Genomic DNA, 11,504 nt, shown 5'->3' on the forward strand with positions numbered 1-11,504 from the left:
CACCGCCGCGCTGTTGTTCTGGAGGACAGACAGCCGGGATCGGGATCGATCTGACCAGCGCTCACCACCCTCCGTGCACCCGTCGCGCAGCCCGCGACAGCTCCTCCGCGCGGCGCGCCGGCACCCGAGGACCGGGCAGGACGACGTTCGGAGAACCGTGCCCAGCAATGAGCACTCAACGCTAGCAAGACTGGTCCGCAGTAAGCGGGCCCTGGCCGCCCTCGTGGGTGTCGCCGCCATCGCCGTCGCGGGCACCACCTACGGCTATGCGTCGATGGGCACCACCGTGACCATGTCGGTCGACGGCCGCACGCAGGAGGTCACCTCCTTCGCGGACACCGTCGGCGAGGTCCTCGAGGACGAGGGCATCGAGGTCACGGACCGCGACGTCGTCGCCCCCGGTCTCGACGAGACCGTCTCCGACGGCTCCAAGATCACCATCAAGTACGCCCGACCGGTCGACCTCAACGTCGATGGGGTCGAGACGACGCACTGGGTGACCGCGACCGACGTCGCCTCCGCGCTCGGGCAGATCGGCCTCACGCTCCGCGACGCCGACCTGTCCACCAGCCGTGGCGCCCCGATCAGCCGGGACGGCCTCGAGCTCGAGGTCGTGACCCCCAAGAACCTCACCTTCAAGATCGGGCCGAAGAAGGCCGTCAAGAAGACGGTCGTGGCGCTGACCGTCGAGGACGCGCTGAAGGAGATGGGCGTCGTCCTGCACCGCACCGACGAGACCCAGCCGGGTCCGGCCTCTGTGGTCGCCGACGGTGACCGGATCGTCTTCACCAACGTCCGTGTGGTCCGCAAGAGCGTCCAGGGCGAGCGGGTCGACTTCGGCACCGTCGAGCGCGAGGACGACTCCATGACCGAGGGCGAGACGAGCGTCGTGCGCAGCGGCCGCGACGGTCTGCGCAACGTCACCTACCGCCTGGTCTTCCGCAACGGCGAGCTGACCGTGCGCAAGGTCGTGCGCCAGCAGGTGCTCCGCGCTCCGGTCGACGAGATCGTCGAGATCGGCACCGCACCGGCGGTCGAGGCCTATGCCACCGGCACCACCGTGTGGGACGCCCTCGCCCGGTGCGAGTCCGGCGGCAACTGGGCGATCAACACCGGCAACGGCTACTACGGCGGGCTGCAGTTCAACCTCGGCACGTGGCAGGCCTACGGCGGGACCGGTCTCCCCAGCGAGAACAGCCGCGAGACCCAGATCGCCGTGGCGACGCGTCTGCGCGACGCCACCGGAGGCTACGGATCGTGGCCGGGCTGTGCCGCCTCCTTGGGTCTGCCGACCTGAGCACTAACCTCTCCTGCATGACCTCCTCCGCCGCCCCGAGACTCCTCGGGGCGGCGGACGTGCGTCAGCTGGCGGCCCGGCTCGACCTGCGGCCCACCAAGCAGCGGGGGCAGAACTTCGTGATCGACGGCAACACCTGCCGCCGCATCGTGCGCGAGTCGGGCATCACGGGCGACGACGTCGTCGTCGAGGTCGGCCCCGGACTGGGGTCCTTGACGCTGGCCCTCCTCGAGGTGGCGCAGCGGGTGGTCGCCCTCGAGATCGACGACAAGCTCGCCGGGCTGCTGCCCGAGACGATCGCCGAGCACGCGCCCGAGCAGGCCGATCGCTTCGAGGTCGTCCTCGCCGACGCCATGCGCGTCACCGAGGTCCCCGGCCCGGCGCCGACCGCGCTGGTCGCCAACCTGCCCTACAACGTCTCCGTCCCGGTCCTGCTCCACCTGCTGATGCTGCTGCCCTCGCTGGAGCGCGGGCTGGTCATGGTGCAGGCCGAGGTCGCCGACCGCCTGGCGGCCTCGCCCGGCTCCAAGGTCTACGGCGTCCCGTCCGTCAAGGCTGCCTGGTACGCCGACGTACGTCGCGCGGGTGCGATCGGGCGCAACGTCTTCTGGCCGGCCCCCAACGTCGACTCAGGGCTCGTCGCGTGGACCCGGCGCGAGCCGCCGGTCACGACGGCCACCCGCGAGCAGGTCTTCGCCGTCGTGGACCTGGCCTTCGCCCACCGGCGCAAGGTGCTGCGCGGGGCGCTGCGCGACCTGGCCGGGTCGGCCGAGGCCGCTGCGGCGGCGCTGGAGCACGCGGGCGTGGATCCCCTGGCCCGGGGCGAGAGCCTCACCATCGAGCAGTTCGCCCGGATCGCGGAGGTCCTGCACGCGTGAGCATCCCCGTCAGGACCGCGGTCAACATCACGGTCCGATCTGCAGCCAAGATCAACCTCCACCTCGGCGTCGGAGCCCCGCGCGACGACGGCTTCCACCCGCTGACGACCGTCTACCAGGCGGTCGGCCTCTGCGACGACCTCACCGCGACCCTGCCGGGTGAGCAGGACGCCCCCTGGGACCTGCGGCTGCGGGTGGCCGACTACATCGACCCCGGCGCGGTCCCCGTCGACGACGACAACATCGTCGCCCGGGCGGCCACGCTCCTGGCAGCCCACCACGGTGTGCCGGTGCGCGGCCACGTCGACGTCGACAAGGCGATCCCGGTCGCCGGGGGTCTGGCCGGCGGCTCGGCCGATGCGGCGGCGGCCCTGGTGGCGCTGGACCGGCTCTGGGACGCGCGCACCTCCGACGACGACCTCCTGGCCCTGGCCGCGGAGCTCGGGAGCGACGTACCGTTCGCGCTCATCGGCGGCACCGCCCTCGGAACGGGTCGCGGTGAGCTCGTCACGCCGCTGCCCGACGGCGGGACCTGGTGGTGGGTGCTCGTGCCCAGCCGCGAGGGGCTCTCGACGCCGCAGGTCTACCGCCACTTCGACAAGCTCTTCCCCGACGCCCCGGCCGTGCCGCCGCCGGCGGACGAGCTGCTCGACGCCGTCGCTGCGGGTGACCCGGTGCGGCTGGCGCGGCTGCTGCGCAACGACCTGCAGGAGCCCGCCCTCGACCTGCGCCCCGACCTGGGCGTGCTGCTCGAGCGGGGGGAGTCCGAGGGCGCCCTGCGCGGCATCATCAGTGGCTCGGGTCCGACCTGCGCCTTCCTGTGCGAGTCCTCCGACCACGCACGCGACCTGGCCGGGGCGCTGATGCGCCACGGGCACACCGTCGTCCTGGTCGCCAACGGTGCCGTCGCCGGCGCCCATCTCGTGGAGAACCTTCATGGCTAACCTGCTCAACCTCGAACGCGTCTCCAAGTCCTACGGCGTGCGTCCGTTGCTCACCGACGTCTCCCTCGGGATCGCCGTCGGCGAGCGGATCGGCATCGTCGGCCGCAACGGCGACGGCAAGACCACGCTGCTCGAGGTGATGACCGGGCTGGAGGAGCCCGACTCCGGCCGGGTCTCGATGACCCGTGGTGTGCACGTCGGCTACCTCCACCAGGGCGACGAGCTGGTCGACACCCACAGCGTCCGCGAGGCCGTGCTGGGCGGCAAGGACGACCACGAGTGGGCCGCCGACTACCGCACGCGCGAAGTCGTGGAGGTGCTGCTCGCCGGTGTCTCGCTCGACCGTCCTGTCGTTGGTCTCTCGGGTGGTGAGCGCCGTCGGTGCTCGCTGGCCGCGCTGCTGCTCGGCGAGCACGACCTGATCGTGCTCGACGAGCCGACCAACCACCTCGACGTCGAGGCGGTGGCCTGGCTGGCCGCCCACCTGGTGAAGCGGACCTCCGCCATGGTCGTCGTCACCCACGACCGGTGGTTCCTCGACGAGGTCTGCCAGTGGACCTGGGAGGTCCACGACGGGGTGGTGGACGCCTACGAGGGCGGCTACGCGGCGTTCGTGCTCGCCAAGGCCGAGCGCACCCGCCAGGCCTCGGCCACCGAGGCCCGCCGGCAGAACCTCGCCACGAAGGAGCTGGCCTGGCTGCGCCGCGGGGCACCCGCCCGCACCGCCAAGCCGAAGTTCCGCATCGAGGCGGCCAACGCCCTGATCGAGGACGTCCCCCCGCCCCGCGACCGGCTGGAGCTGCAGAAGTTCGCCACCCAGCGGCTCGGCAAGCAGGTGATCGACGTCGAGGACGTGGACCTCAAGCGCGGCGAGCGCTCCCTGCTCACCGGCGCCACCTGGCGGCTCGGCCCGGGGGACCGGGTCGGACTGGTCGGCGTCAACGGCGCCGGCAAGACCTCGGTGCTCTCGCTGCTCGCCGGTGACCTCGCCCCCTCGGCGGGCACGGTGAAGCACGGCCGCACGATCGCGATGAAGCACCTGACCCAGCAGCTCGACGACCTCGATCCCGATGGTCGCGTGCTGCCGATGGTCGAGTCGTTCCGCCGGGTGGTGAAGACCGACAGCGGCGAGATCAGCGCCACCTCGATGCTCGAGCGCTTCGGATTCACCGGCGACAAGCTGACCGCTCGCATCGGCGAGCTCTCCGGTGGCGAGCGCCGCCGCTTCCAGCTGCTGATGCTGCTGCTCGAGGAGCCCAACGTGCTGCTCCTCGACGAGCCCACCAACGACCTGGACATCGACACCCTCAACGTCCTCGAGGACTTCCTCGACGGCTGGCCGGGCACGCTGATCGTCGTCTCCCACGACCGCTACTTCCTCGAGCGGGTCACCGACTCCGTGTGGGCGCTGCTCGGCGACGGCCAGATCTCCATGCTGCCGCGCGGCGTGGACGAATACCTCGAGCGTCGCACGGCGTCCCTCGCGGCCGCCTCGTCCTCGGGTGCCTCCTCCCCGTCTGCTGCCGCTGTGGCCGCCCCGGCTGCCCCGGCTGCCGGGGAGGGCTCACGGCCCAAGAGCGGCAGCGCCGAGGAGCGCACGGCACGCAAGACGATGGCCCGCCTCGACAAGCAGCTGGCCCGCCTCACCAAGCGCGAGGCCGAGCTCAACGCCCAGATCGCCGAGCACGCCCACGACTACGACCTGCTGGCCGAGCTGAGCGCGGAGCTGACCACCGTCAGCGCCGAGCGTGACGCGGTCGAGGTCGAGTGGCTCGTGGCGGCCGAGGTGCTGAGCTGAGCGCGGCCGGCCACTTGTCACAAGTTGTCTGCGCGCCTTCCCGCCCGCTGTAACGGGCGGGTAGATGAGGTAACTGCGTGTTACAACTTCTCCAGCGCCCTCAGGCGTAGGGCGCCAGCAGGGTCCGCAGCAGCGCCGCCAGCTTCTTCTGCTCCCGTGCGGGCAGGTCGGCGAGCAGCGCCTGCTCGGCGACCAGCAGCGCCTCGAACGCCGCGTCGACGGCCGTCTTGCCCTCGCGGGTCAGCCGGACGATGACGCCGCGGCGGTCCTCGGGGTCGGGGTAGCGCTCGACGAAGCCCCGGGCGGCGAGCCGGTCGACGCGGTTGGTCATGGTGCCGCTGGTCACGAGGGTCTCGCGCAGCAGCCGACCGGGCGAGAGCTCGTAGGGCGCGCCGGCGCGACGCAGGGCGGCCAGCACGTCGAACTCCCAGGACTCGATGCCGTGGGCGGTGAAGGCTGCGCGGCGGGCCAGGTCGAGGTGGCGGGCGAGGCGGCTGATCCGGCTGAAGACGGCCACGGGCTCGAGGTCGAGGTCGGCGCGCTCGCGCGCCCACGCCTCGACCAGCTCGTCGACCTCGTCCCGCATGCCAGCAGCGTAGCGGACCCGATCGAGAATCTTGACATCGAGACAGTTCGGTGGTGGAGTTGTCTTGACATCAAGATAATTCGGGAGACAGACCACCATGCCGCACACCTGGGACCCGCAGCGCTATCTCACCTACGCCGACGAGCGCGGACGGCCGTTCGTCGACCTGCTCTCGCGCGTGGCCACCACCGATCCGGGCGTGGTCGTCGACCTCGGCTGCGGGCCGGGCAACCTGACCCGGCTGCTGGTCGAGCGCTGGCCCGACGCCGCGGTCGGCGGGCTCGACTCGAGTCCCGAGATGATCGAGGCGGCCAGGGTGGCCGAGCCTCGAGCGGCCTTCGAGGTGGCGGACCTGCGCGCCTGGGCGCCGGAGCCCGGCAGCGTCGACGTCGTGGTCTCCAACGCGACCCTCCAGTGGGTGCCCGGGCATCTCGAGCTGGTGCCGAGCCTCCTGCGCGCCGTCAGGCCCGGCGGCTGGCTCGCCTTCCAGGTCCCGGCCAACTTCGACCAGCCCAGCCACACGATCCGCGCAGAGCTCGCCGACCTCCCGCCGTACGACGAGCACACCCGCGGCATCGCGTCTCCCGAGAGCCACGACGCGGCCGCCTACCTCGAGACGCTGACGGCGCTGGGCTGCGACGTCGACGCGTGGGAGACGACCTACCTCCACGTGCTGACCGGCGACGACCCGGTCTTCACGTGGGTCTCCGGCACCGGTGCCCGACCGACCCTCGAGGCGCTGCCGTCCGACCTGCGCGCCGACTTCGAGCGGGACTTCAAGCAGCGGCTCCGCGAGGCCTACCCGCGCAGGGACGGCCGTGTGGTGCTGGCCTTCCGCCGCGTCTTCGTGGTCGCCCAGGTGCCGGCATGAGGCTCCACCACGTCCAGGTCGCCTGCCCACCGGGTGGCGAGGACGTCGCGCGCAGGTTCTACGTCGAGGCGCTGGCGATGACCGAGGTCGACAAGCCCGAGGACCTGCGGGCGCGAGGCGGTGCGTGGTTCCGCGCCCACGACGAGCACGGTGCCGTCACCGCGGAGGTCCACGTCGGCGTCGAGGACCCGTTCGTCCCGGCCCGCAAGGCGCACCCGGCGTTGCTGCTCGACAGCCCGGCCCACTTCCAGGCCGCGGCGTCGCGGCTCGCGCTGGGTGGCTTCGACCTCGACCTGAGCCAGCGCCACAGCTTCCCGGGCCACGAGCGGCTGCACACCCACGACGGTCACGGGAACCGAATCGAGATTTTGGTGCAGCGGGTCTAGACCTGCATAACCAGCGCCTGACCTGCACGGTTGTCCTGACAGGTGCACCCACTCGGTGCTCCAGGGGGTCCGCATGGGGACATCCGCGTCCCTCGTTCGGGGCCGCGGAGGTCGCACGTCTAGCAGGAGTGCAGTGGAGACTCAGTCGGCCGAGCTCGTCGCCGTCGTCAACCGGATCAAGCGCGCCCAAGGACAGCTGGGCGGGGTGCTGCGCATGATCGAGGAGGCGCGCGACGTCGACGCGGTCCTCCACCAGCTCAAGGCGGTGTCCAACGCCCTCGACCGCGCCGGCTTCGCGATGATCGCCTCCGAGTGGCGTCGCGCCAGCGAGGCCGGGGAGCAGTTGCCTCCCGACCGCATGGACCAGCTGGAGAAGCTCTTCCTGTCCCTGGCCTGAGCACCAGCTTCACACCAGGTCGAGCGTCCCGAGCTCCCGGATGGCCGCGCACGAGCGCGCCACCATCGTGGCGAACATCCGGTCCCCGCGCTCGCTGCGGGTGCCGTAGGCGCAGCCGAACGTCGCGACCAGCGGCCCCTGCACCATGGCGAGCCTGTAGTCGTCCCAGCACTCCTCGAGGCTGTGCCCGCTCACGCCGTACGACGTGAGGGCGGCGTGGTAGGCCGCCACCAGGTCGCGCTCGCTCGAGGCCCGCACCGCGGGGTCGAGCGAGGTCCCGACGAAGTAGGCCAGGTCGCGGGCCGGCAGCCCGAGCGACAGCGTCTGCCAGTCCACCGCCACCACGCGCGGGACGTCCGCGGGCGCGCCCACCGGGGCGAACATGAGGTTGTCGAGCCGGTAGTCGCCGTGCACCAGCGCGAAGCGCTCGGGCCGCGCCAGGCTCCACGCCTCGATCACCGGCACGCACGCGCGGAGGGTGTCGACGTCCTCGGCCGCGAGCAGGTGGCGGAGCCCCTCGATGAACAGCTCGGTCGTCGGCCCGGCCAGCTCGGCGAGCATCGCGGCATCCTCGGGTCCGCTCAGGGCGAGGTGGTCGAAGTCCTCGAGGGTCGGGTCGCTCCAGCGCGGGCCGTGCAGCCCGGCGAGGTTGATCACGGCGTCGCGCGCCTGGTCGACGGTGCAGCCGGCGATCTGGTCGCCCTGCACGGCCGGGGCGAGGTCCTCCATGACGAGCGTGAAGTCACCCGAGTCGGGCGCGATCGCGGCGAAGTGGCAGGCCGGCACGCGCACGGCGACGGTCGGGGCGATCTCGGCGTAGAAGATCAGCTCGCCGCGGTAGGCGCCGGCGAGCAGGTCGCGCGAGCCCTGGTCGGCCGCGGGCAGCTTGACCAGGACCGACGCCGGCACGTCCGCGCCGGTCAGGCGCAGCCGGTAGCAGGTGCCGATCTGCCCGGTCCCGACCTGCTCCGCGACGACCTCGGTCACCGCTGCCCCGAGCGCCTCGGAGACCCACGCGGCAGTCAGGCCGGAGACGTCGGTGACGATCGGCGCGCTCATCGGACGTGCCCCGGGTTGACCGGCAGCGCGGAGAGGTCCGGCGGTCGGATCGCGCGATAGGCCTCCAGCACCGGTGCGAGCTCGCCGGGCGTCGCGCCGTGCAGCACCACGCTGTCGGCGCCCGCGTCGAGCTGGTCGATGATCCGCTGCGCGCAGTCGGCTGCGGATCCGGTCGCCGACGCGGCGGTCCACGCCGCCGGCAGCACCTCGTCGCGCAGGTAGGTCAGCTGCTCGGTCGTGCCCACGGCGTCGAACGCCCCGGCGTACCTCTGCACGAGCGGGTCGTCCTTGAAGCGCTGCAGGTCCGCGAGGTCCCAGCCGTTGGCTCGCACCAGCACCTCGCCGTAGCCCTGGAGGTAGGTCGCCAGCCGCCCGACCAGCTTGCGCAGAGCGAGCTCCTCGGGCACGGACTCCTCGACGACGGCCAGCACCGCCCAGATGCGTACGGCGGAGGGGTCGCGGCCGGCGGCGGCCGCGGCGTCGCGGACGGTGCGGACCGAGCGCGCGAGGGTCTCGTCGCTCAGGAAGGTGTGGAGCACGACGCCGTCGGCGACCTGCCCGGCGAGCTCGAGCGACTTGTCGCCGATCGCCATCATCAGCACCGGGATGTCCTCGTCGAAGCTGCTGTCCTGGCTGAGGAAGGGATAGCTGCCGGCGGGGCCGTCGTGGCCGAACGCCTCGCCGTGCCAGAGCCGGCGATAGATGCCGATCGCGTCCTGCATCTGCGCCCCGGTGATCCGGGGGACCCCCATCACGTCGAAGAGCAGGTTGAAGCCACGGCCCAGCCCGAGGGCGTAGCGACCGCCGCTCATCCGGTGCAGCGTCGTGGCCATGGTGGCGGTGACCAACGGGTGGCGGGTGTTGTGGTTGGTGGCGGCCGTCGCGACCCCGATCGAGGTTGACGCCGCCACGGCCGCGCCCGCGAGGACGGCGGCGTCCTTGACGTTGAAGCGCTCGGACAGGAAGACCGACCCGAGGCCGAGCCGCTCGGCCAGCCGCACCTCCTCGATCAGGTCGGCGGGGCTGCTGGAGTGCCCCGCGAGGCCGTAGCAGGCCAGCTCGGGGAACTCCTGGGTGGCGTGCGTCACAGTGTCGGTCACGCTGGCGGACGCTAGCAGGGGATTTGACACGTGTCAGCAGTCCATCGGTCGCCCTGGAAGTTACTGACTGGTAACGTGTGCCGCATGAGCCAGGTCCTCACCCTGTGGCAGAAGTCCACCTCGCTGCCCGTCGTCGGTCCGCTGGTCGGCAAGCGCGTGTTCTCGTTCGCGTTCAGCCAGATGGCGCCCTACTTCGCGACCATCCGCCCGCGCTTCGTCGAGATCCGCCCCGACTATGCCGAGCTGGTCATCCCCAAGCGCCGCGGCGTCCACAACCACCTCAAGACCGTGCACGCGATCGCGTTGTGCAACGGCCTCGAGGCCGCCATGGGTGCGCTGGCCGAGGCCACGATCCCCGCCGACAAGCGCTGGATCCCCAAGGGCATGGACATCGCCTACACCGCCAAGGCGACCAGCGACATCACCTGCATCGCCGAGACCGACCCCGAGCAGTGGACCTCCGACGACCCCGACCTGCCGGTGCGGGTCAGGGGCGTCCGCGACGACGGCACGGTCGTCATCGAGGGCGTCATCAAGCTCTGGGTGACGCCCAAGTCCTAGCGATGGCTAGACGATGCCGGCGCCGCCGGTGTTCTCCCCGCCCTGCATGTTGCCCGCCCTGGTGAGGTCGAGCGGGCTCTTCTCGCCGACCAACCGGTGCTGCACGTAGGTCGCCAGCAGGGTCAGCAGGTAGTTGACCGCGATGTAGAGCAGCGCGACGACGAAGACGACCTGGATCTGGTTCTGGAAGCCGTTGTAGATCGAGCGGCCCACCGTCGAGAGGCTGATGGCGCCGATCGCGTAACCCAGGCTGGTGTCCTTGAGGGCCACCACGCACTGGCTGATGATCGCGGGCAGCATGATCTTGACGGCCTGGGGGAGCAGCACGAGCGTCATGACCTGGGTCTTGCGCATGCCGATGGCGTAGGCCGCCTCCGCCTGGCCCTTCGGGACGGCGAGCACGCCGGCGCGGAAGACCTCGGCGAGCACGGCGCCGTTGTAGACGGTGAGGGCAGCCACGACGCTCCAGTAGGCGCCGGTGCTCCCGTTGGTGACGCCGCCCGCGACCTTCACCTCGTAGAAGAAGAAGATCATCATCAGCAGCACCGGCACGGCGCGGAAGAACTCCACGACCGCCCAGCACGGCCAGCGGACCCACGAGTGCTCGGAGAGCTTGCCGACGCCGAAGACGACGCCGAAGACGACCGCCGCGATGATCGAGCTGAAGGCCATCTTGAGGGTGTTGACGAGGCCGTCGATCAGCAGTGCCTCGACGTACTTGGGGGTGACCAGCACCTCCCACTTGGCGTAGGCGAACTGGCCCTCGGCGTTGAGACGCAGGAGGACGAAGGCGATGACGGCCAGCAGGCCGACGACGGTCGCGACGGTGTAGAGACGGTGGCGACGGACGGTGGCGGGACCCGGGGCGTCGAAGAGTACGGCGGAGCTCACGCGATCCTCCAACGGCGCTCGAGACGGTTGGCGACGAAGGAGAGCACCTCGACGAGCACGACGAAGATCAGCGCGAAGGCGAGGAAGATCTCCAGCCGCGCGGTCGCGTTGTCGTTGGTGAGGCCCTTCATCCGGGCGAAGGCCTCGAGGATGCCGAGGGCGCCGCAGACGGTGGTGTTCTTGAGCAGCGCGATCTGGACGCTGGCCAGCGGCGGCACGGAGGCGCGCAGTGCCTGCGGCAGCACGACCTCGCGCAGGACGCCCGTGAAGGGCAGGCCGATCGCCCGGGCCGCCTCGGCCTGGCCGAGCGGCACGGCGTTGACGCCGGAGCGCAGCGCCTCGCAGACGAAGGCCGCGGTGTAGACGGTCAGCCCGATGACGCAGGCCGTGAAGATGTTGTTGAGCCGGATGTCACCGATGCGGATGTCCACGAAGCTCCACGTCAGCCCGACCTTGGGCCCGGCGAAGCGGAAGAAGATGATGACGATCAGCAGCGGCGTGTTGCGGACCAAGGTGACATAGGCGGCACCGGCCTTGCTGAGCACCGAGATCGGGCCGACGCGCATCGCGGCGAGCACCGTGCCGAGCACCAGCGACAGGACGCCGGCGATGACGAAGAGGCTCAGCGTGTAGGTGAACGCGAGCGCGACGTCGCCGGCGTTGTCGAGCACGACATCCATGGGCGGGTTCCTTCGGTGGGTGCAGACGTCGGGACGACCGCGTGAGCGGCCGTCCC

The 11,504-nt window shown here is 71.3% G+C and carries 13 protein-coding genes; 8 read left to right on the forward strand and 5 right to left on the reverse strand.

The genetic code is table 11. The features are described from left to right. Positions 1 to 223 precede the first annotated feature (223 nt). The 4 genes from AAG827_RS14025 to AAG827_RS14040 are packed head-to-tail and all read left to right on the forward strand — an operon-like array spanning position 224 to position 4,917. Positions 224 to 1,297: a transglycosylase family protein gene (locus tag AAG827_RS14025; RefSeq protein WP_341926694.1), complete on the forward strand. Its 1,074-nt coding sequence runs from the start codon at positions 224 to 226 to the stop codon at positions 1,295 to 1,297. A gap of 17 nt (positions 1,298 to 1,314) precedes the next feature. Then, entirely contained in the window at positions 1,315 to 2,175 is an 861-nt protein-coding gene (rsmA, locus tag AAG827_RS14030; RefSeq protein WP_341926695.1) for a 16S rRNA (adenine(1518)-N(6)/adenine(1519)-N(6))-dimethyltransferase RsmA, read from the forward strand. After that, a complete protein-coding gene (locus tag AAG827_RS14035) occupies positions 2,172 to 3,119 on the forward strand; it encodes a 4-(cytidine 5'-diphospho)-2-C-methyl-D-erythritol kinase (RefSeq protein WP_341926696.1) in 948 nt (315 codons plus the stop codon). Before rsmA ends, AAG827_RS14035 begins: the two co-directional genes overlap by 4 nt. Then, positions 3,112 to 4,917: an ABC-F family ATP-binding cassette domain-containing protein gene (locus AAG827_RS14040; protein ID WP_341926697.1), complete on the forward strand. Its 1,806-nt coding sequence runs from the start codon at positions 3,112 to 3,114 to the stop codon at positions 4,915 to 4,917. The genes AAG827_RS14035 and AAG827_RS14040 overlap by 8 nt, the downstream gene beginning before the upstream one ends. 100 nt (positions 4,918 to 5,017) lie before the next feature. Here AAG827_RS14040 and AAG827_RS14045 read toward each other — a convergent pair whose 3' ends face one another. Then, positions 5,018 to 5,503 (reverse strand): MarR family transcriptional regulator, encoded by a 486-nt coding sequence (locus AAG827_RS14045; protein WP_309647671.1) that lies wholly within the window; start codon positions 5,501 to 5,503, stop codon positions 5,018 to 5,020. Between the two features lie 97 nt (positions 5,504 to 5,600). On the opposite strand from AAG827_RS14045, the gene AAG827_RS14050 reads away from it, so the two are divergent. The 3 genes from AAG827_RS14050 (at position 5,601) to AAG827_RS14060 (ending at position 7,157) form a co-directional block, all read left to right on the forward strand. Continuing rightward, positions 5,601 to 6,374, forward strand: coding sequence for a methyltransferase domain-containing protein (locus AAG827_RS14050; protein ID WP_341926698.1), 774 nt, complete (start codon positions 5,601 to 5,603; stop codon positions 6,372 to 6,374). Next, complete coding sequence (locus tag AAG827_RS14055; RefSeq protein WP_341926699.1) at positions 6,371 to 6,760, forward strand: glyoxalase; 390 nt, start codon at positions 6,371 to 6,373, stop codon at positions 6,758 to 6,760. Before AAG827_RS14050 ends, AAG827_RS14055 begins: the two co-directional genes overlap by 4 nt. Positions 6,761 to 6,893: 133 nt before the next feature. Continuing rightward, positions 6,894 to 7,157, forward strand: a complete 264-nt coding sequence (locus AAG827_RS14060; protein WP_341926700.1) for a metal-sensitive transcriptional regulator — start codon at positions 6,894 to 6,896, stop codon at positions 7,155 to 7,157. Between the two features lie 9 nt (positions 7,158 to 7,166). Here the strand turns inward: AAG827_RS14060 and AAG827_RS14065 are convergent, their stop codons facing one another. Both AAG827_RS14065 and AAG827_RS14070 read right to left on the reverse strand, forming a co-directional pair. Then, on the reverse strand, positions 7,167 to 8,216 hold the full coding sequence (locus AAG827_RS14065) for a phosphotransferase (protein ID WP_341926701.1): 1,050 nt from the start codon (positions 8,214 to 8,216) through the stop codon (positions 7,167 to 7,169). Continuing rightward, the gene (locus tag AAG827_RS14070; RefSeq protein WP_341926702.1) at positions 8,213 to 9,316 is read right to left on the reverse strand and encodes a TIGR03857 family LLM class F420-dependent oxidoreductase; all 1,104 of its coding nucleotides are present in this window, start codon (positions 9,314 to 9,316) and stop codon (positions 8,213 to 8,215) included. Before AAG827_RS14070 ends, AAG827_RS14065 begins: the two co-directional genes overlap by 4 nt. 84 nt (positions 9,317 to 9,400) lie before the next feature. Between AAG827_RS14070 and AAG827_RS14075 the strand changes: the two genes are divergently transcribed. Next, on the forward strand, positions 9,401 to 9,877 hold the full coding sequence (locus AAG827_RS14075) for a hotdog fold domain-containing protein (protein WP_341926703.1): 477 nt from the start codon (positions 9,401 to 9,403) through the stop codon (positions 9,875 to 9,877). A 6-nt stretch (positions 9,878 to 9,883) separates the two neighbouring features. Here AAG827_RS14075 and AAG827_RS14080 read toward each other — a convergent pair whose 3' ends face one another. After that, positions 9,884 to 10,768, reverse strand: a complete 885-nt coding sequence (locus tag AAG827_RS14080) for an amino acid ABC transporter permease (RefSeq protein WP_341926704.1) — start codon at positions 10,766 to 10,768, stop codon at positions 9,884 to 9,886. After that, a partial coding sequence (locus AAG827_RS14085; protein WP_341926706.1) for an amino acid ABC transporter permease occupies positions 10,765 to 11,504 on the reverse strand: 740 nt, incomplete at its 5' end. The genes AAG827_RS14085 and AAG827_RS14080, both read right to left, overlap by 4 nt.

Source organism: Nocardioides psychrotolerans, assembly GCF_943371775.1.
In the GTDB taxonomy this organism is placed as follows: Bacteria; Actinomycetota; Actinomycetes; order Propionibacteriales; family Nocardioidaceae; genus Nocardioides; species Nocardioides psychrotolerans_A.

Bases quoted from the DNA above. Each gene is read 5' to 3' on its own strand.
- AAG827_RS14065 (WP_341926701.1), bottom strand. From the start codon at position 8,216: ATGAGCGCGCCGATCGTCACCGACGTCTCCGGCCTGACTGCCGCGTGG.
- AAG827_RS14050 (WP_341926698.1), top strand. From the start codon at position 5,601: ATGCCGCACACCTGGGACCCGCAGCGCTATCTCACCTACGCCGACGAG.
- AAG827_RS14040 (WP_341926697.1), top strand. From the start codon at position 3,112: ATGGCTAACCTGCTCAACCTCGAACGCGTCTCCAAGTCCTACGGCGTG.
- AAG827_RS14045 (WP_309647671.1), bottom strand. From the start codon at position 5,503: ATGCGGGACGAGGTCGACGAGCTGGTCGAGGCGTGGGCGCGCGAGCGC.
- rsmA (WP_341926695.1), top strand. From the start codon at position 1,315: ATGACCTCCTCCGCCGCCCCGAGACTCCTCGGGGCGGCGGACGTGCGT.
- AAG827_RS14055 (WP_341926699.1), top strand. From the start codon at position 6,371: ATGAGGCTCCACCACGTCCAGGTCGCCTGCCCACCGGGTGGCGAGGAC.
- AAG827_RS14075 (WP_341926703.1), top strand. From the start codon at position 9,401: ATGAGCCAGGTCCTCACCCTGTGGCAGAAGTCCACCTCGCTGCCCGTC.